The following is a 19,239-nucleotide window of genomic DNA, read 5'->3' as shown; positions in this document are numbered from 1 at the left end:
TTACTTATATAAAATACTCTGAAGATTGTTTAATTTCCTTTAAGACAAAGGTGCTGTTAAGGACACCTGTATTTTCTATTTTTGATAATTTCGTTTTTACAAATTCATGATAAGCTTCTAAGCTTTTGGTATGAATCTTTAAAATAAAATCAACTTGACCTGCCATGTGATAACATTCCTGAACTTCTTTTAGATCTAAAATTTGTTTCTCAAACTTCTCAATAAAACCTTCATCATGATAGCGTAATGAAACTTGACAAATACTGGTAATGGATTGATCAATAAGGTTTTTATCCAGAATAGCTACGTACTTTTTGATAAATCCTTGCTTTTCTAACCTTCGTATTCTTTCGTATATTGGTGATGCGGTGAGATTGAGGGTCTTAGCGATTTCTTTTGTCGTTTTCTTTGCATCTTTTTGCAAAATCCTCAGTATCATAATGTCCGTTTGATCAAGTTGTTCCATGGTAACAATATAAATTACTAAAAAAAGGCTTATAAAATACGAATAAAGTAAAATTATCTTTAATTAAAAATTAAATCAGTAAATATTACTTAATTTTTAATTAAATAATAATATAAAATCTATAATTATTAATTTTGTTAGTAAATATTACTTTGTTAAATTAAGGGTTATGGAAAAAACTACAACCATTTTGGTAATCGGAGCAAATGGTCAGTTGGGATCAGTTTTGACAGAAGCCTTAAAAGGTAAATATGGTGTTCGACAGGTGATTGCGTCAGATTTAAGAGCCCAAGATGGGTATGAAGGTATTTTTGAAATAATAGATGCAACCGATATAGATCGAGTTCAGGAAGTGGTAGCTAAATATAATATTTCTCAGATATATCATCTGGCAGCAATTCTTTCTGCTAAAGGAGAAAAAGATCCATTAGTTACGTGGGATGTTAATATGAAAACGTTGTTTAACGTGTTAGAGGTTTCCAGAAAAAATAATTTGGATAAAGTTTTTTTTCCTAGTTCTATTGCTGTTTTTGGAGAAGGAGCTTCGTTGATTAATACTCCAAATAACGCTTATTTAAACCCTGCTACGGTGTACGGAATAAGTAAAGCCGCAGGAGAAAATTGGGCTCAGTATTACTTTTTGAAATACGGATTAGATGTTAGGTCCATTAGGTATCCGGGAGTAATAGGATATCAATCAATACCTAGCGGTGGTACTACAGATTATGCAGTAGATATTTTTCATAAAGCAGTACAAAATCAGGAATTCGAGTGTTTTTTACAAGAGGATACTACCTTACCTATGATTTTTATTGATGATGTTATCAGGGCAACAATAGAGTTAATGGAAGCCTCCGCTACAGATATTTCCATACGTACTTCTTATAATTTATCAGGAACAAGTTTTTCTCCTGCCGAAGTAGTCGAAGAAATTCGTAAATTATATCCAGATTTTAAAGTGCTATATAACCCAGATTTTAGGCAGGATATTGCCTCAAAGTGGCCTAAAACTATTGATGATTCTAATGCATGTAAAGATTGGGGATGGAAACCCAAATTTGATTTGCAATCGATCACCAAAATAATGATTCAAAAACTTAAAGAAAAATATAAGAAAGAGATAAAGAATCCAAATGCATTTATGCTTTAGGGGTTGTGCTCTTTTATTAAAAAAAGAATAATAAATTCACCATATCATGTTTGGAAATATTAAAAACGATCTACAGAAAGAATTAGACGAAATCGTTTCATTGGGTCTGTATAAATCAGAAAGAATAATTACAACTCCTCAGGGAGCTAATATAGATACAACAGAAACAACAGATGTTTTAAATTTTTGTGCCAATAATTATTTGGGATTATCCTCGCATCCAGAAGTGATTGAGGCTGGTAAAAAAGCAATCGATTCTCATGGATACGGATTGTCGTCTGTAAGGTTTATTTGCGGGACCCAGGATATCCATAAAGAACTGGAGAAAAAAACAGCAGCGTTTTTAGGGATGGAAGATTGTATTTTATATGCAGCAGCATTCGATGCAAACGGTGGGGTATTTGAACCCATTTTAGGACCAGAAGATGCTATTATCTCAGATGCACTAAATCATGCTTCTATTATTGATGGAGTGAGATTGTGTAAAGCAAAGCGTTTTAGATATGAGCATAATAATATGATCGATCTGGAAAAACAATTGATAGCTGCAGAAGGAACACGAAGAAAACTAATCGTAACCGATGGTTCTTTTTCTATGGATGGAACCATTGCACAATTGGATAAAATTTGCGATTTGGCAGATAAATATCAAGCAATGGTCATGATTGATGAATGTCATTCTACAGGGTTTTTAGGAAAAACAGGTCGAGGTACACATGAGTATAGAAATGTGATGGGGCGAATTGATATTATTACAGGTACTTATGGTAAAGCATTAGGAGGTGCTTCTGGAGGTTTTACAGCGGCAAGAAAAGAAATAGTAGAAATGTTACGACAAAAATCGAGACCTTATTTGTTTTCGAATACGGTTGCTCCATCGATAGTAGGGGCATCTATTAAAGTATTAGACTTGTTAAGCGCTTCTACCTCATTGAGGGATACCCTAGAAGAAAATACTAAATATTTTAGGTCCGAAATGACTGCTGCTGGATTTGATATCGTAAAAGGAGAACACCCTATTGTGCCAGTGATGCTGTATGAAGCAAAACTAGCACAAGAATTTGCGGCAAAACTGTTAGAAGAAGGTATCTATGTTATTGGATTCTTTTATCCAGTGGTACCAAAAGGAAAAGCAAGAATAAGAGTTCAGTTATCGGCAGCTCATAAACGACATCATTTAGAAAAGGCCGTAAAAGCATTCGTAAAAGTGGGTAAAGAATTGAATGTGATATAAATATATTGATCTATAAAAACCGAAAAGCATAAATAATTCTTAAAAAAAAGTTTGTTTTATTTGAAATATTTATAAAAAAAGGCATTATCATTAAGAAATTGATGATAATGCCTTTTTTACAATGAAAAAAAACAAAAAATATTTTGTATAGTAATACTTTTAATTACTTTAGCTTCATAAATAAGTAAAAAACAGGAATGAACAATTTATTTACTTGGAACCGATTTTATTTTTTCTTCTTTTATTTTAAAAGCAAGATCGGGATCACTATGTAAATAAATAAGTAAATTTATAAAGTAGAATCTCGATGAAAATCGAGATTTTTTTTTGGAATAATGTGAAAAAAAAAACACTTATGAAAAGTAAATTAAATTTGAAATCCAAATAATTACAAAAGATAAAGTAAACTCTTTTTTATAAAGTAATATGGGCATAAATAATTACATCTTAGATTCTAAAATGAGTACTAAAGAGCAAGTTAAATTAAAAGTAGCTATTCAAGGAGTAAAAGGATCGTATCACCACGGCGTTGCATTAGCATATTTTGGAGAAGATATAGATATAGACGAATGTATGTCTTTTCAGGACTTGGTTAAAAGCCTCGAGAATGAAGAAAGTACAGATGCGGTAATGGCAATAGAAAATTCTATTGCAGGTTCTATTATACCTAATTATGCGTATATCGATGAGCATGATCTTACGATTACAGGTGAATATTTTCAACCAATACACCATTGTTTAATGGCGCTCGAAGGACAAGATATTTCAGATATTAAAGAGGTGTATTCTCATCCAATGGCACTATTACAATGTAAAGAGTTTTTTAGAGAAAACCCACATATCAAATTGGTAGAAGATGCAGATACTGCAGAGGTGGCGAGACGAATATCAGAACAACAATTAAAAGGAATTGCAGCTGTTGGTAGTGAGACCGCAGCAGCTATTTATAGCTTAAATATTTTAGCAAAAAGAATACAGACCATCAAATCAAACAGTACTCGCTTTTTTGTTCTAAATACTAAAAAGGATTCAGGAATTAAAAAGGAAGAAGTTAATAAAGCATCCTTAAAGTTTCTGACCGATCATAAGAGAGGAAGCTTAGCAACGGTGCTTAATGTAATGAGTGATTGTAATTTAAACTTAACCAAAATACAATCGTTGCCGGTCATAGAAAAACCTTGGAAATATTCATTTTTTGTGGATGTTACATTTGCTGACTATGCTGATTACGAAAAGGCAATGTCAATACTACGAATCATGGCACTCGAATTAAAGGTTCTAGGCGAGTATAAAAATCAAAACGGATAAGCATGCAGACCGCAAAAAGATTAGAGACAGTAGAAGAATATTATTTTTCTAAAAAACTTAGAGAGGTTAGAGAACTTATAGCCTCTGGTAAGCCAGTAATTAATATGGCGATTGGGAGTCCTGATTTAGATCCTCCAAAAGAAGTAATTAATGCTATTCAGGAAGCAGTACTTGTTGATGGTGCCCATAAATATCAGAGTTATCAGGGATTACCAGAATTGCGAGAAGCAATTTCGAATTTTTACCATAAAAATTATCAGGTTTCCCTAAATGCTAAAAATGAAATTTTACCACTTATGGGATCCAAAGAAGGTATTATGCACATTTCTTTGGCGTATTTAAATGAAGGAGATGAGGTTTTGATTCCTAATCCAGGGTATCCAACATATACGTCGGTTACCAAACTGGTGGGAGCGACCCCGGTATTTTATGATTTAGATCCAAATAACCATTGGGAGCCTGATTTTCATGATCTTTCAAAAAGAGATTTGAGTAAAGTGAAAATTATGTGGGTTAATTACCCAAACATGCCAACAGGTGCTTCAGGAAGTATTGAACTTTATAGAAAATTAGTCGATTTTGCAAGAAAATATGATATTCTATTGGTGCAAGATAACCCATATAGTTTTATTTTAAATGAAAATCCATCTAGTATCTTATCGGTCGAAGGTGCTAAAGAAGTGGCGTTAGAGCTTAATTCGTTAAGTAAGACTTTTAATATGGCAGGGTGGCGTGTTGGTATGGTATGTGGTAAAGCAGCAACGATAGATGCAATCCTTAAAGTAAAGAGTAATATGGATAGTGGTATGTTTCAGGGGATTCAGAAAGGTGCTATCACGGCATTGCAAATCTCTAATGATTGGTACCAAAAGATGAATGCAATTTATAAAGAAAGGAGAACGTTAATTTGGGAGTTAGCATCACTTTTAGGCTGTAGTTATGAAACCACTGCAAAAGGAATGTTTGTTTGGGCAAAACTTCCAGAAGGGGTTGATGAAGTAGCATTTATTGATTCGATACTATATCAAAATGACATATTTATAGCGCCAGGTACTGTTTTTGGCTCAAATGGTAAAGGTTATATAAGGTTTTCGTTATGTGTGACAATAGATAATATAAAAGAAGCCATAAAAAGATTAAAGAATCGAGAAATGCAATTAGATAATACGGTTGCAGCTAGTAAAAATAATAATTAAATGAACGTATTTGTTATAGGCTTAGGACTTATAGGAGGCTCTTTTGCGATAGATATCAAAGCTGCTTTTAACGAAGCTGTACTATATGGAGTAGATGCCAGTCAAGAAAACCTGGATACTGCCCTTGCTCTGGAATTAATTGATTTTAAGTCAGAAATAAATGAACTTGAAAAAGCAGATGTTGTAATCGTAGCAATTCCCGTAGATGCTACCGTAAAAGTGTTGCCTGATGTATTAGATAAAATAAATGATAATTGCCTGGTTTTTGATGTAGGCTCTACCAAAGAGAAGTTGTGTAAAAGTATTTCTGATCACAAAAGACGAAGAAACTATTTGGCAGCACATCCTATAGCAGGCACCGAATTTTCTGGCCCCAAAGCTGCAATAGCAAATTTGTATAGAAAAAAAACCAATATTATCTGCGAAGTAGAAAAAACAGCCTTTAAACTACAGGAAAAAGGAATGGAAATTTTTTCTAGACTCGGCATGCGAATTCGATATATGGACCCGGCATCACATGATAAGCACATAGCTTATGTTTCACATCTATCGCATATCAGTTCTTTTATGTTGGGAAAAACGGTGATAGAAAAAGAGAAAAATGAAAGAGATATTTTTGATATGGCAGGCAGTGGTTTTGCTTCAACCGTTCGATTAGCAAAAAGTTCTCCTGCAATGTGGACACCTATTTTTAAACAAAATAAAGAAAATGTAATCGAAACATTGGATGAGTATATTACAAACCTTAAACAATTTAGAGAACTTATAGAAAAAGATGATTTTTCATCGGTTTACAAAGAGATGGAAGATACCAATCATATCAGATCCATTCTTAACGGAATCGTCTAAAATTTGAATCATACTAATTAGTAAAAAAGAAGAATAAATCAACATAAAGAATAGCAGCAAAAATGGAAAATAAAAAAGAACTTAGAAACTGGCTTAATGATTACAACTTAGATCATCCATTAGTAATTGGAGGGCCGTGTAGTGCAGAAACCGAAGATCAAGTGGTTAGAATAGCACACGAACTAAAAGATTCTGACGCAACAGTGTTACGTGCAGGAATATGGAAACCAAGAACGAGACCTGGAAACTTTGAAGGAGTAGGAGCTTTAGGTTTAAAATGGTTACAAAGAGCCAAAGAAGAAACCGGAATGAAAATAGCTACCGAAGTAGCTAGCCCACATCATGTAGAATTGGCTTTAGAACATGGAGTAGATATCTTATGGATCGGGGCAAGAAGTACGGTGTCTCCTTTTATTGTACAAGATATTGCCGATGCCTGTAAAGGAATAGACAACCCGGTATTAATAAAAAATCCAATCAATCCGGATTTATCATTATGGTTAGGAGCTGTAGAGCGTTTTTATACTGCAGATGTCAAAAATCTGGGAGTTATTCATAGAGGGTTTTCTACTTATGAGAAAACTAAATATCGTAACATCCCAGAATGGCAAATTCCTATCGATTTGCAAAATCGTTTTCCAGATTTACCATTGATTTTGGATCCTTCGCATATTGCAGGAAGAAGAGATTTGATTTTTGACCTGTCACAAACAGCATTAGATCTTAATTTTGACGGGTTAATTGTAGAGGCACATTACGATCCAGATAATGCTTGGAGTGATGCAAAACAGCAAATAACACCAGAAACATTAATTCAATATATGAAAGATTTAAGGATTCGTAAAGAAATTGGAGAAGATGAAGCGTACCAAAAAGCACTAAGTGAATTGCGTGCAAAAATAGATATAGCAGATAATCAATTGTTAGAAATATTGTCAAAGAGAATGAAGATTTCTGATGAGATAGGAAAAGTAAAAGCAAAACAGAATGTTGCTATTCTACAGTCAAAAAGATGGAACGAAATATTAGGAAGAATGATTCTGGAAGGGCAAGATAATGGATTAAGCGAAGAGTTTATCCTTCGTATCTATAAAGCAATACACCAAGAATCAATTAATCACCAAAAAAAGGTGGCTAGAGGATAAAAAAATAGCCACCAGTTGTGATTATACAACTGGTGGCTATACTATAAATGTCTTATAAGAATTATTTTTTTCTTCTAAGAGTGTAACGTGTTACATAGATACCATTACCATCACCTTTACCGCCAAAACTTTCAACACCACTGTTTATAAAAACAAGCTCCCAGCCTTGAGCAGACATGTCATTAAGCTTAGAAGTTACAATAGCATCGTTTGCTACGATATTCTGAAAACGAATACCACCAAGGTTATAGAAGTTTAATAATTTAGTTTCATCAAAACCTTTTACACGAATTTCGCCACGGTCTGATTTATTTCTTTTATCTTTTTCACCAGTACGTGTAGAGGTGAATTCTTTGTAATCCCTAGTTTCATTGGTGGTTAACATTCTGGATCTACCAAGACCATTAGGTACGATAGATTCGATCACAGTAACAATTTGAAATTCGTATACTGGATTGTCTTGAGCAAATGAAGAATTGAAACCTAACACGCATAGAGTTAAAAATAATAAAACTTTTTTCATGATGATTTTTGATTTAATAATTGATTTATAATTAATTTATATGATGTGGTATTAAACAATTGTTATGCCATAAAATGTTTAATCAATGTTACGTTTTTTTTAATTATGAAAAAAATTTGACTGCCAAAAATATTAATAGTTGCATCTTTGCACATATGACAGGTATTGTTTATAAATCTACAGGAAGTTGGTATACCGTTAAGATCGATAACGGAAAAACGTATGAGTGCCGGATAAAAGGTAAATTCAGGATTAAAGGTATCAAAAGTACCAATCCCGTTGCCGTAGGGGATCTTGTGGATATAAAGTTAGAAACTAAAAATGATCAGGAAACCGGAGTCATAGAATATATTCATGAGCGACAAAATTATATCATTAGGAAATCAGTGAATTTGTCAAAACAAACTCATATTATAGCTTCTAATATCGATATGGTTTTTTTGTTAATTACTTTAAACAACCCGCCGACTTTTACCACTTTTATAGATCGTTTTTTGGTAACAGCAAAAGCGTACGGGATCAAGGCAGTATTGCTATTTAATAAGATAGATACCTATAATGAAGAAGAGCTCTTAGAAATTAAATACCTGGCAGCATTGTATAGAAAAATTGGGTATGAATGTATAGGGATATCTGCAAAATCAGGTAAAAATGTAGATAAGGTACAAGCTATGATGAAAGATAAAACGAGTATGTTCTCTGGTCATAGTGGTGTTGGTAAATCAACCTTAATTAATACAATTTCTCCTGGTTTATCTCTTAAAACTGCAGAAATAAGTGGCCAGCATCAACAAGGGCAACATACTACCACATTTGCAGAAATGTTTGATTTGGGATTTGGAGCCAAAATAATCGACACACCAGGGATCAAAGGATTTGGTGTAGTGGATATGGATAAAGAAGAATTAGGAGATTATTTTCCTGAGTTTTTTGAATTGAAACCTGAATGTAAATTTAACAATTGTTTGCATATTAATGAACCGAAATGTGCTGTAAAAGATGCATTGGATACCGGGCAAGTAGCCTGGTCTCGCTACAAAAGCTACCTTCAAATTCTGGAAGGTGAAGAAGAACACTACCGAAAAAATAACTACGAAGAAGATTAAATTTCTGTTTTTTTTTTTTTTTGAATTTAATGAAATTTATTCGAGGACAATCCTAATACAAAAGACATAAAAAGAAAAAAATAATTGTCAATATCAAAAAATGATACTGTGACGTCATATACTTGTACCATATTTTGTTGTAAAAAATGTTATATAAAAACACATGAAAACAGTTATTCAAAGAGTTTCAGAAGCTTCTGTAAAAGTAGATGGAGAGATTATTTCTAAAATAGGAACGGGTATTCTTGTTTTGGTAGGGATAGAAGATGAGGATACCGATGAGGATATAAAGTGGTTGTCAGGAAAAATTGCCCGACTTAGAATTTTTGGAGACGAAAATGGTGTAATGAATAGAAGTCTATTGGATATAGAGGGAGATGCTATTGTGGTAAGTCAGTTCACATTGCATGCAAGCACCAAAAAAGGAAACAGGCCTAGCTATATCAAAGCATCCAAACCAGAGGTTGCTATTCCTATGTACGAAGGTTTTGTAAAGCAATTAGAGATAGACCTGGATAAAAAGGTGGGTACAGGAATCTTTGGAGCCGATATGAAAATAACACTGCTTAATGATGGACCTGTAACCATTGTTATTGATACAAAAAACAAACAATAAATACCCATAAATAAATAATAACTACCCTTAGAAACTTTATAGATGAACTCAAAAAAGTTGTTAATGTTATTCATTGTAACGTTGTTTTGTATTGTAATGCATAGCAACGCCCAGGATACTTCAAAATTGCAAGCCATTGTTTTGGATTCTAGCCTGACCAAAAATGCTAATGCTATTGTACGCTCAGAAGAAGTAGAGATCAAAATAAATTCGATTCGATCAGTAACTGTAAAAACCAAAAGAATCGTAACGGTGCTTAATAAGTTGGGGAGAAAGCATGCGGATTCTTATGAGCCTTATGATCCAACTACCAAAATTAAATATATTAAAGCTATCGTTTATGATGCTTCAGGAAAAGAAATTAAGAAATATACTAGAAAGGATTTTAATGATAGAAGTATGTATGATGGTTTTTCCTTAATAGGAGATAATAGATACATTTATTTTGACTATACTCCAACTCAATACCCATATACTTTGTTTTTTGAAAGTGAAGTCGAATCCAAAAGCACAGCTTTTATAGAGTCTTGGTTTCCAGTTAAGAATTATCATCTTAGTGTAGAGGAAGCTTCTTATCGATTACTAAATCCTAAAAAGGTTTTGATTAGAAAAAAAGAGGAATTTATTGATGAACAAGTTATTTCTGATGCGAGTAATGATTATGAGCTTTCTTATCGTTTATCAGGATTTCAAGCTATAGAAAAAGAGTATAAAAGCCCTCCTTTGACAAAATTGGTTCCTATGGTAAAAATTACTCTTGGAAATTTTTCATTGGTTAATGTTGAAGGTAGTGCAGAAGATTGGAAGTCTATGGGTAAATGGCAGTACAATAATTTAGTTTCGGGAAGAAGTAATTTGTCAGAAGAAACAGTTCAAAAAGTGTCGGCATTGGTTGCAAATGCTACCACCAAAAAAGAAAAAGCAAAACTAATATATCAATATGTACAAGACAAAACACGATACATCAGCGTGCAGTTGGGTATTGGTGGGTGGATGCCAATGCTGGCAGAAGATGTAGATCGGTTGGGGTATGGAGATTGTAAAGCACTTACAAATTATACAAAAGCTTTATTGGATAGTCAAAAAATTCAATCGTATTATACAGTAGTTTATGCAGGTAAAAATAAAAGAAATATAGATTCTGATTTTGCTTCGATGCAGGGAAACCATGTGATACTTAATGTGCCTGACGAAGAAGAAGATATTTGGTTAGAATGTACTAGTCAAACGCTACCATTCAATTTTATAGGAGATTTTACTGACGATAGAAATGTATTAGTGATTAAGCCAGAAGGAGGAGAGATTAAAAGAACCAAAAAATACCTTCCCGAAGAAAATACCTTAGATACCAAAGCAGAAATATTTGTAAAAGCAGACAAATCGATAATTGCAAAGATTCAGTCAACTTCAAAAGGGTTGCAATACGATTGGCGATATAATACTAAATTAAAACCGGTAAAAGACCAGAAAATACATTATAAAAAGTACTGGGATTATATCACAGATGTACAAATTAACGCTTTAGAGTTGATTGATAATAAAGATATTCCTACCTATCAGGAAAAGGTAAATCTAACGGCTGCCAACTATTGTAAAAAGGCTGGGAATAGACTGTTAATTGCACCCAATGCCTTTAATAGAGAGACAAGCACAGTGCCAAAATACGATGATAGAAAAACTCCATTAGTCATTTCGAGAGGGTATATAGATACCGATGAATACCTAATCAATATCCCGGCAGGATATGAGATATCTACGTTACCTGAAAAAAAGATGCTGGAAACGATATTTGGGAAATACTCCTGGGAATTAGAAAAAGTAAACAAGTCTCAGCTAAAATTTAAAAGGTACTTAAAAATTAATGATGGCGAATACCCCAAAGAAAAGTATGAGGAGTACAGACAGTTTAAATCGAAAATCAAAAAAATAGATAAATCAAAAATTGTAGTAAAGGAAAAAGTATAGTTTATAAAGGATGAAAAGGTTACATAAAATAATTGTGGGGATCGTACTGTTTTGTTCTGTGGTAAGTACAGCACAACAATATAAGTATGGAAAAGTATCTAAAGAAGAATTGTTAGAAACTTCTTACCAATTAGATAAAACGGCAAATGCTGCTGTTTTATATGAAAGCAAAAGAGTATTCTTTGAATACATTGAAAATAGTGGTTTTGTTTTGATTACAGAGGTGTTTAAAAGAGTAAAACTATATAACAAAGAAGGGTATGAATATGCAACAGATAAGATTTCTTTGTATAAAAGCGGAAGTAATGATGAAGAAGTAAGTGGTCTAAAAGGAGTAACTTATAGTTTGATAGAGGGTAAGATTGTAGAAACCAAACTGAAAAAAGATGGAGTGTTTAGAGAAGAAATATCAGAATATAGGGATCAGGTTAAGTTTACTATGCCGACTTTAACCGAAGGAAGTGTTATCGAATACAAATATAAAATCAGATCTCCTTTTGTTTCTAATATAGATCCAGTACAACTTCAATACGAAATACCAATAAAGAAAATCGATGTTCAGGTCGAGATGCCAGAGTATTTTAACTTTAAGAAGAGGACCGTAGGGTATTTACCGATAAACTTAAGTCAGACACAAAAAAATGGAAAAATCAATTTTGTTTCTAAGGCAAGAAGTGGAGGTTATAATCAATCAACTTCGTATTCTAATAGTAGTATAGATTATACTACCTCTGTGAATACTATTAAAAATTCTAATGTACCTGCATTCAAAATAGAACCCTATTCTGGTAATATAGATAACTATATATCTTCTGTTGTTTACGAATTACAGTATACAAAGTTTCCTAACAGAGCTGTGAAGAATTATTCAACTACCTGGGAAGATGTTACTAATACCATATATAATAGTTCTAAATTTGGTGGAGAGTTAAAAAAGACCAATTATTTTAAAGAAGAGATTGATCCTTTAATTGCAGGAATAAATGATCCAAAGAAAAGGGTAGCGTTGATTTATGATTTTGTAAAGAAAAAAATGTCTTGGAATAAAAGGAGGGGAGTTCGAACTCAGAAAGGAGTAAAGACAGCTTATAAAGAGCAGGTAGGAAATGTTGCAGATATTAACCTAATGTTGTTATCAATGCTTACCTATGCTAAATTAGATGCTAACCCGGTATTGGTAAGTACAAGCGATAGAATAATTCCTTTATTTCCTACAAGAGAAGGGTTTAACTACATAATTGTGAGGGTGAAGTTTGCTAATGGAGATATTTTTTATTTAGATGCTACCGATAAATATGGTTCACCAAATATTCTTCCTAATAGGGTGATACAAGGTGCGGCACGTGTAATTGCTGCCAATGGGACATCTCAATATCTTGATTTAAGACCTAAGGCTCCTTCTATAAACCAATATATGATAAATTATGCTATTGATAACGAAGGATTGATAAATGGAAAAGTAAATGTTCGACACAAAGATTATCTGGCACATAGTTTTAGAGTACGTCATGGTGCAAAGGATAATGAATCAAATATCAAACGTTTACAAAAAAAGTATGAAATCCCAGAGCTTTTAGAATATGAATTGAAAGGAGTTAATGAGATAGGAAAAGGTGTAAATGAGCGTTTTGGTTTTGAATTAGAAGATCAGGTAGAAATGATAGAAAATGAGTTGTTTTTTTCGCCTTTACTATTTCTTAAGGATAGTGAGAATGTTTTTAAGTCTGATGAGCGCAAGTATCCCGTGGATTTTGGTTTTGGATATTCTAATTCTTATATGGTAACGATTAAGATTCCAGAAGGGTACGAAGTAGCAGAATTACCAAAATCAGAAAAAATCAAAATGCCAGATGGGTTAGGAACATTTTCTTTTATATCTTCGTCGAGTAATGGAGCGATTCAGTTAAGAGTAATAGAAACAGTTAGCGATCCATTAGTTACAGCAGAAGATTATCCTATTTTAAAAGAATTTTTTAATAAGCTGGTAACCAAAGAAAATGAACAAATAGTGCTCAAAAAAATATAGCTATGAATATTCAAAATGCACAAAAAGAGGTTGATGATTGGATTAAAAACCATGGAGTGCGTTATTTTAATGAATTGACCAATATGGCTCAACTTACAGAAGAGGTGGGTGAGGTAGCCAGAATCATTGCACGTCGATATGGGGAGCAAAGTGAAAAAGAAAGTGATAAAAATAAAGACTTGGGAGAAGAATTGGCCGATGTATTATTTGTAGTACTATGTTTGGCCAATCAAACAGGAGTAGATCTTCAGGAATCTTTTGATAAAAAACTGGATATCAAAACCAAGAGAGATCATGATCGCCACCATAACAATGAAAAATTAAAATGATGTTTACTGCAGTGCTTTCTTCTAAAAAATATTGGATTTCGGTCTGTTTTATAGGCTTGGGATTTATAATTATTTTTAGTGGTATTGAATACTTTATGCAATATGGTCTAACAAAATGGGATAACTTTATAGCAGAGAGAATTGATAATGGATTATGGGCACGGTATCTTCTTTCCAGAATTGTAGGAGGTATTTTATATGGGATGATTATGGGGTATTACTTTGAAGCAAGAAAAAGAAAATCAAATCGATAACTATGAATTTGAAATTAGCGCACATTTCCAATATAGAAAATAATACATTACAAATCACGGGGTCAAAAAGTGAAACCAATAGACTTTTAATTTTACAAGCATTATATCCTAACATTAGTATTGAAAATATATCTAATAGCGATGATTCAACTTTGATGCAAAAAGCATTGAAAAGTGATGAGGTTCTAGTGGATATACATCATGCTGGTACTGCAATGCGATTTCTTACTGCCTATTTTGCAGTTAAAGAAAATAGAGAAACTATTTTAACAGGTAGTAAGAGAATGAAAGAAAGGCCGATTAAAATATTGGTAGAAGCGTTACAACAAATAGGAGGTGAGATATCGTATGAAAATGAACAGGGATACCCACCTATACAAATAGTAGGAAAACAACCGCAATCGAATAAAGTTTCGTTACAGGCAAATGTAAGCAGTCAATATATATCGGCATTAATGCTTATTGCGCCATCCTTGCCAAATGGGTTAGAAATTTCTTTATTAGGAAAAGTGACTTCAGTTCCTTATATCAATATGACACTAAGCTTACTTAGTGATGCCGGAATCGAAGGCAAGTATCAGAATAATGTGATTACCATACCCCCTCAAAAAGAAGTAGCAAGTAAAAGCCTGGTAGTAGAATCTGATTGGAGTTCGGCATCTTATTTTTATAGTATTGTTGCTTTATCCAAAAATGCAGAAGTGACTATCGGTAGTTATAAAAAAGAAAGTTATCAGGGTGATGCTCAACTTTCTGAAATATATAAAAGTTTAGGAGTAACAACTGTTTTTAATCGCGAGAAAAATACGGTTACTTTAAAAAATAAGCCAGATTTTACCCCGATTGATATTGAAGAGTTGGACTTGTCAAACTCTCCTGATATTGCACAAACCATTGCAGTTACCTGTTTTGGATTAGGGGTTGGATGCTTTTTAACAGGGTTACATACCTTAAAAATTAAGGAAACAGATAGACTCGAAGCATTAAAAGCAGAGATTGAAAAATTAGGAGGACAAGTTCATATTACAAATGATACATTGCAATTAAAACCTGCAACTTCTATAAATAATGACGTGGTAATTGGTACTTATAACGATCATAGAATGGCAATGGCATTTGCTCCATTGGCACTTAGAACCTCCTTACTTATTGAAGATGCAAATGTAGTATCAAAATCATACCCTGATTTTTGGACAGATTTAAAAAAGGTAGGTTTTAATATTTCAGAAAATTAAATGATATAATACGATAAAAGAGTTTTATGTAAAAACTCAGTTTTTTTAAAGCCTTTGGATAGAAAATTTAAAGGCTTTTTAACGTAAATTTTCCCTATAAATAAATATATCTTAATTTACTTGACATCCGGTATCTCAAGATTGTATATTTGCATCTTTAAAAAACAGCAAAGAATGAAGTTATCACATTTCAATTTTAATCTTCCACAAGAATTATTAGCCGAATATCCAGCAGAAAACAGAGATGAATCTCGATTAATGGTTTTGAATAGGAAAGAGCAAACTATTGAACATAGAGAGTTTAAGGACCTTATAGATTATTTTGAGCCTAATGACGTAATGGTTGTTAATAACACCAAAGTTTTTCCCGCTCGTCTGTATGGGAATAAGGAAAAAACTGGAGCTAGGATTGAAGTGTTTTTATTACGAGAATTAAATTCTGAAACTCGTTTATGGGATGTATTGGTAGATCCTGCAAGAAAAATAAGAATCGGGAATAAGTTATATTTTGGAGATGACGAAAGCTTAGTAGCCGAAGTTATTGATAATACGACTTCTCGTGGACGTACATTACGTTTTTTATATGATGGTTCATATGATGAGTTTAGACAAAAACTAAATGATTTGGGAGAAACTCCTTTGCCAAAATATATAAAAAGAGAAGCAGAGCCAGAAGATGAAGAAAGATATCAAACAATTTATGCAAAGAATGAAGGAGCAGTAGCAGCACCAACAGCAGGACTTCATTTTTCTAAACATTTAATGAAGCGTTTAGAAATAAAAGGAGTGGACTTTGCAGAAATCACGTTGCATGTAGGGTTAGGAACTTTTAATCCGGTAGAAGTAGAAGATTTGTCTAAACACAAGATGGATAGTGAAGAGGCCCATATTGCGGCACAAGCTGTAAATACAATTAATAACGGAATTGAAAATAAAAATAAGGTATGTGCAGTAGGTACTACTGTAATGAGAGCCTTAGAAAGCTCGGTTTCTTCAGAGAAAACCTTAAATGAGTTTCGAGGATGGACCAACAAATTTATTTTTCCTCCTTATGATTTTAGTATTGCTAATTGTATGATTACTAATTTTCATACACCAAAATCAACATTACTAATGATGGTATCTGCTTTTGCAGGGCATGATTTTATTAAAGAAGCTTATGAGCAAGCAGTAAAAGAAAAATATAAGTTTTATTCTTATGGTGATGCAATGCTAATCATCTAAAAAAAGATAGTGATATTATAAAAAAATCTGCTAGATGTACATCTAGCAGATTTTTTTATATCTACAATTGCCGAAATATTCATTTTTATAGTGTAAAAAAAGCGGTACGGATTTTGTCTATGATGTATTAGTAAAAATTTAACAGTATCGGTTGTGTTTTTCTGAAAAAAATGGAATCGACATATATTTTTTGTGTAATTGTATAATAATAAAGGTGTTAAGTTATTTTTTTGAAAAAATGTATTACTTTCGCCCCCTCAAAATATATTAGTTAAACTTTACAAATAACGAATATAGAGAAATAATGTAGGTTGATATTTGTTCAAAATCAAGCAATAGATGGGATATAAATATGCTTTTTATAGATTTGCATTGTTTTTTTAGTGTTCTTATAAACAAAAAAGAACTTAATATTTAAATTTAGAATGAAAAACTTAATTTGTAATTTACTACTTTTTGTTACGTTGTATTCCTTTGCACAAACACGTGTAGGAGAAATGCGTTTTAATGATGTAGATGTTTTTGATAATGTAGAATTGATCCTTAACGGTGCGGGTACGGTAGAGAAATTGTATGCAATGGCACTATATTTGGATTTTGAAGTAGATGGTGTTGAAGATGGTGTAAGAGTTGCAGAAAAAGACGTTACAATGGCTATTACTATTAAGATAACTTCTTCGATGGGAGATAGTGAACTTAAAGAGATTATTAGAAATGGCTTAGAAAGAGCTACAGACGGTAATAGTTATTTATTAGAAAATCAGATTCGGGATTTTCTTCAATTATTACCAAATCAAATACGAAGGTTTGATATTTTCAATGTTTTGTATTTAAAGGGAGGTGTGCTAAAACTCTATAAGAATAAAGAATTATTAGGCACCATAAACAGCAAAGAGTTTAAAAAAGCATTGTTTAAAATCTGGTTAGGTGAAAACCCTGTCGATGACAAATTAAAAGAGGATTTACTAGCGTCTTATGAACCGAACCCTATATTGGGACGATGGAAAACTTACGATAAAAAAACAGGAGTGGCGATTAATATTGTACAATTGTATATTATTAAGGATAAAGTATACGGATCTATACAAAGGATGTTGAGAATATCAGAAAGAGATGCAGTTTGCTATGAATGTAAGGGAGATGATAAGAATCAAAATGTTGAAGGTTTGGTTATTATAAAAGGTTTAAGAGAAAAAGGAGATAAATATATTGATGGAAAATATACCAATATAAAGGATGGTAAAGTTTTAGAATGTCAAATCTGGATTAATGAAGAGGAAGATAAAGATATTTTGAACGTTAAAATTAAAGGAGGCGGTGGTGTACATCAGTGGAAACGAATAAAGAGTAAATAAATATATATACTTTGATACTAAAAGACCTGATACATATCAGGTTTTTTTATACCAAATATTTGAGTATGCTGTAGGATAGTTGTCATAAAGAAGAGAATGACTACCAGAGTACCATTTTATCTTTATATTTTTGCATCATTGCGTTGCAAAATGGAATAAATAAAGAATGAGCGAAAAAAAGAAAGACATAAGAGCATTAACAAAAGATCAGTTACGGCTTTTTTTTGAAGAAAATGGAGATAAACCTTTTAGAGGGAATCAGGTCTATGAATGGTTATGGAGTAAAGGAGCTCATAGTTTTGATGATATGACCAATGTTTCTAAGGTTACAAGGCAAATGCTGGAAGAGCATTTTGTGATTAATCATATACAGGTTGATCAAATGCAGCGAAGTACAGATGGAACCATCAAAAATGCAGTACGATTGCATGATGGATTGGTGGTAGAGTCCGTGTTGATTCCGACCCCAACTAGAACAACAGCTTGTGTGTCTTCTCAGGTAGGGTGTAGTTTGGATTGTAAATTTTGTGCTACAGCACGCCTAAAGAGAATGCGAAACCTAAATCCAGACGAGATTTATGATCAGGTAATGGCCATAGATAAAGAGAGCAGGTTGTATCACAATCGGCCATTATCTAATATTGTATTTATGGGAATGGGTGAGCCGTTGATGAATTATAATAATGTGCTAAAGGCGATTGAAAAAATTACCTCGCAAGATGGTTTAGCAATGTCTCCTAAAAGAATAACAGTATCTACATCGGGGGTGCCCAAAATGATAAAAAAAATGGCAGATGATAATGTGAGATTTAAATTGGCGGTCTCTTTACACTCTGCAATAGATAAGGTTCGAACGGCCATCATGCCATTTAATGAAACCTTTCCTCTAAAAGATCTTAAAGAAGCTTTAGAGTATTGGTATGAAAAAACCAAAAGTAGAATTACATATGAGTATGTTGTCTGGAAAGGAATAAATGATAGAAAAGAAGATATTGATGCCTTAGTGAATTTTTGTTTTCACGTTCCTTGTAAAGTAAATTTGATTGAGTATAATCCAATAGATGATGGAGAGTTTCAACAAGCATCAAATAAGGCAATCGAAGCTTATATCTTAGCATTAGAGTCCAAGGGTATTGTGGTAAACGTTCGTAGAAGCAGAGGAAAAGATATTGATGCAGCTTGTGGTCAATTGGCAAATAAAACATAATCGTTATTTATTCAAAAAAAATTGGTTTTAATACTATTTGAGACTAAAAAC

The 19,239-nt window shown here is 32.7% G+C and carries 18 protein-coding genes; 16 read left to right on the top strand and 2 right to left on the bottom strand.

The features are described 5' to 3' along the window. Window positions 1–4: 4 nt before the first annotated feature. Window positions 5–466: an Lrp/AsnC family transcriptional regulator gene (locus tag ABW636_RS01185; protein ID WP_367588119.1), complete on the bottom strand. Its 462-nt coding sequence runs from the start codon at window positions 464–466 to the stop codon at window positions 5–7. 169 nt (window positions 467–635) lie between these two features. Between ABW636_RS01185 and ABW636_RS01180 the strand changes: the two genes are divergently transcribed. The 6 genes from ABW636_RS01180 (at window position 636) to ABW636_RS01155 (ending at window position 7,348) form a co-directional block, all read left to right on the top strand. Beyond that, on the top strand, window positions 636–1,616 hold the full coding sequence (locus tag ABW636_RS01180) for an NAD-dependent epimerase/dehydratase family protein (protein ID WP_367588118.1): 981 nt from the start codon (window positions 636–638) through the stop codon (window positions 1,614–1,616). A 46-nt stretch (window positions 1,617–1,662) separates the two neighbouring features. Next, window positions 1,663–2,850 carry a glycine C-acetyltransferase gene (kbl, locus tag ABW636_RS01175; protein ID WP_367588117.1) on the top strand — a complete coding sequence of 396 codons (1,188 nt, stop codon included), beginning with the start codon at window positions 1,663–1,665 and terminating at the stop codon, window positions 2,848–2,850. Window positions 2,851–3,309: 459 nt separating this feature from the next. Further along, window positions 3,310–4,158, top strand: coding sequence for a prephenate dehydratase (locus ABW636_RS01170; protein WP_367588116.1), 849 nt, complete (start codon window positions 3,310–3,312; stop codon window positions 4,156–4,158). Between the two features lie 2 nt (window positions 4,159–4,160). Next, complete coding sequence (locus ABW636_RS01165; RefSeq protein ID WP_367588115.1) at window positions 4,161–5,354, top strand: pyridoxal phosphate-dependent aminotransferase; 1,194 nt, start codon at window positions 4,161–4,163, stop codon at window positions 5,352–5,354. After that, window positions 5,355–6,203 (top strand): prephenate dehydrogenase, encoded by an 849-nt coding sequence (locus ABW636_RS01160; RefSeq protein WP_367588114.1) that lies wholly within the window; start codon window positions 5,355–5,357, stop codon window positions 6,201–6,203. A gap of 62 nt (window positions 6,204–6,265) precedes the next feature. Next, entirely contained in the window at window positions 6,266–7,348 is a 1,083-nt protein-coding gene (locus ABW636_RS01155) for a chorismate mutase (RefSeq protein ID WP_367588113.1), read from the top strand. Between the two features lie 61 nt (window positions 7,349–7,409). Here the strand turns inward: ABW636_RS01155 and ABW636_RS01150 are convergent, their stop codons facing one another. After that, on the bottom strand, window positions 7,410–7,871 hold the full coding sequence (locus ABW636_RS01150) for a hypothetical protein (RefSeq protein ID WP_367588112.1): 462 nt from the start codon (window positions 7,869–7,871) through the stop codon (window positions 7,410–7,412). 155 nt (window positions 7,872–8,026) lie between these two features. Here ABW636_RS01150 and rsgA point away from each other — a divergent pair, with 155 nt between their 5' ends. The 10 genes from rsgA (at window position 8,027) to rlmN (ending at window position 19,188) form a co-directional block, all read left to right on the top strand. Then, complete coding sequence (gene rsgA / locus ABW636_RS01145; RefSeq protein WP_367588284.1) at window positions 8,027–8,977, top strand: ribosome small subunit-dependent GTPase A; 951 nt, start codon at window positions 8,027–8,029, stop codon at window positions 8,975–8,977. Between the two features lie 163 nt (window positions 8,978–9,140). Beyond that, window positions 9,141–9,593 carry a D-aminoacyl-tRNA deacylase gene (gene dtd, locus ABW636_RS01140; RefSeq protein WP_367588111.1) on the top strand — a complete coding sequence of 151 codons (453 nt, stop codon included), beginning with the start codon at window positions 9,141–9,143 and terminating at the stop codon, window positions 9,591–9,593. A gap of 63 nt (window positions 9,594–9,656) precedes the next feature. Next, window positions 9,657–11,558, top strand: a complete 1,902-nt coding sequence (locus ABW636_RS01135) for a DUF3858 domain-containing protein (protein WP_367588110.1) — start codon at window positions 9,657–9,659, stop codon at window positions 11,556–11,558. A 10-nt stretch (window positions 11,559–11,568) separates the two neighbouring features. After that, entirely contained in the window at window positions 11,569–13,584 is a 2,016-nt protein-coding gene (locus ABW636_RS01130) for a DUF3858 domain-containing protein (protein WP_367588109.1), read from the top strand. A gap of 2 nt (window positions 13,585–13,586) precedes the next feature. Next, complete coding sequence (locus ABW636_RS01125) at window positions 13,587–13,913, top strand: nucleotide pyrophosphohydrolase (protein WP_367588108.1); 327 nt, start codon at window positions 13,587–13,589, stop codon at window positions 13,911–13,913. Beyond that, window positions 13,910–14,167 (top strand): hypothetical protein, encoded by a 258-nt coding sequence (locus ABW636_RS01120; RefSeq protein ID WP_367588107.1) that lies wholly within the window; start codon window positions 13,910–13,912, stop codon window positions 14,165–14,167. The genes ABW636_RS01125 and ABW636_RS01120 overlap by 4 nt, the downstream gene beginning before the upstream one ends. A gap of 2 nt (window positions 14,168–14,169) precedes the next feature. Then, window positions 14,170–15,402 carry a 3-phosphoshikimate 1-carboxyvinyltransferase gene (gene aroA, locus ABW636_RS01115; RefSeq protein ID WP_367588106.1) on the top strand — a complete coding sequence of 411 codons (1,233 nt, stop codon included), beginning with the start codon at window positions 14,170–14,172 and terminating at the stop codon, window positions 15,400–15,402. A 174-nt stretch (window positions 15,403–15,576) separates the two neighbouring features. Beyond that, window positions 15,577–16,626, top strand: coding sequence for a tRNA preQ1(34) S-adenosylmethionine ribosyltransferase-isomerase QueA (queA, locus tag ABW636_RS01110; RefSeq protein WP_367588105.1), 1,050 nt, complete (start codon window positions 15,577–15,579; stop codon window positions 16,624–16,626). A gap of 425 nt (window positions 16,627–17,051) precedes the next feature. Further along, window positions 17,052–17,981 (top strand): chalcone isomerase family protein, encoded by a 930-nt coding sequence (locus tag ABW636_RS01105; protein ID WP_367588104.1) that lies wholly within the window; start codon window positions 17,052–17,054, stop codon window positions 17,979–17,981. A gap of 166 nt (window positions 17,982–18,147) precedes the next feature. Continuing rightward, entirely contained in the window at window positions 18,148–19,188 is a 1,041-nt protein-coding gene (gene rlmN, locus ABW636_RS01100) for a dual-specificity RNA methyltransferase RlmN (protein ID WP_367588103.1), read from the top strand. The last annotated feature ends 51 nt before the right edge of the window (window positions 19,189–19,239 follow it).

This window comes from Aquimarina discodermiae, assembly GCF_040786235.1.
Classification (GTDB): Bacteria; Bacteroidota; Bacteroidia; order Flavobacteriales; family Flavobacteriaceae; genus Aquimarina.
This window is presented reverse-complemented; position numbering and strand designations above follow the sequence as displayed.

Excerpts from the sequence above, each read along its gene's own strand:
- ABW636_RS01185 (WP_367588119.1), bottom strand. The coding sequence starts at position 466 with ATGGAACAACTTGATCAAACGGACATTATGATACTGAGGATTTTGCAA.
- ABW636_RS01180 (WP_367588118.1), top strand. The coding sequence starts at position 636 with ATGGAAAAAACTACAACCATTTTGGTAATCGGAGCAAATGGTCAGTTG.
- kbl (WP_367588117.1), top strand. The coding sequence starts at position 1,663 with ATGTTTGGAAATATTAAAAACGATCTACAGAAAGAATTAGACGAAATC.
- ABW636_RS01170 (WP_367588116.1), top strand. The coding sequence starts at position 3,310 with ATGAGTACTAAAGAGCAAGTTAAATTAAAAGTAGCTATTCAAGGAGTA.
- ABW636_RS01165 (WP_367588115.1), top strand. The coding sequence starts at position 4,161 with ATGCAGACCGCAAAAAGATTAGAGACAGTAGAAGAATATTATTTTTCT.
- ABW636_RS01160 (WP_367588114.1), top strand. The coding sequence starts at position 5,355 with ATGAACGTATTTGTTATAGGCTTAGGACTTATAGGAGGCTCTTTTGCG.
- ABW636_RS01155 (WP_367588113.1), top strand. The coding sequence starts at position 6,266 with ATGGAAAATAAAAAAGAACTTAGAAACTGGCTTAATGATTACAACTTA.
- ABW636_RS01150 (WP_367588112.1), bottom strand. The coding sequence starts at position 7,871 with ATGAAAAAAGTTTTATTATTTTTAACTCTATGCGTGTTAGGTTTCAAT.
- rsgA (WP_367588284.1), top strand. The coding sequence starts at position 8,027 with ATGACAGGTATTGTTTATAAATCTACAGGAAGTTGGTATACCGTTAAG.
- dtd (WP_367588111.1), top strand. The coding sequence starts at position 9,141 with ATGAAAACAGTTATTCAAAGAGTTTCAGAAGCTTCTGTAAAAGTAGAT.
- ABW636_RS01135 (WP_367588110.1), top strand. The coding sequence starts at position 9,657 with ATGTTATTCATTGTAACGTTGTTTTGTATTGTAATGCATAGCAACGCC.
- ABW636_RS01130 (WP_367588109.1), top strand. The coding sequence starts at position 11,569 with ATGAAAAGGTTACATAAAATAATTGTGGGGATCGTACTGTTTTGTTCT.
- ABW636_RS01125 (WP_367588108.1), top strand. The coding sequence starts at position 13,587 with ATGAATATTCAAAATGCACAAAAAGAGGTTGATGATTGGATTAAAAAC.
- ABW636_RS01120 (WP_367588107.1), top strand. The coding sequence starts at position 13,910 with ATGATGTTTACTGCAGTGCTTTCTTCTAAAAAATATTGGATTTCGGTC.
- aroA (WP_367588106.1), top strand. The coding sequence starts at position 14,170 with ATGAATTTGAAATTAGCGCACATTTCCAATATAGAAAATAATACATTA.
- queA (WP_367588105.1), top strand. The coding sequence starts at position 15,577 with ATGAAGTTATCACATTTCAATTTTAATCTTCCACAAGAATTATTAGCC.
- ABW636_RS01105 (WP_367588104.1), top strand. The coding sequence starts at position 17,052 with ATGAAAAACTTAATTTGTAATTTACTACTTTTTGTTACGTTGTATTCC.
- rlmN (WP_367588103.1), top strand. The coding sequence starts at position 18,148 with ATGAGCGAAAAAAAGAAAGACATAAGAGCATTAACAAAAGATCAGTTA.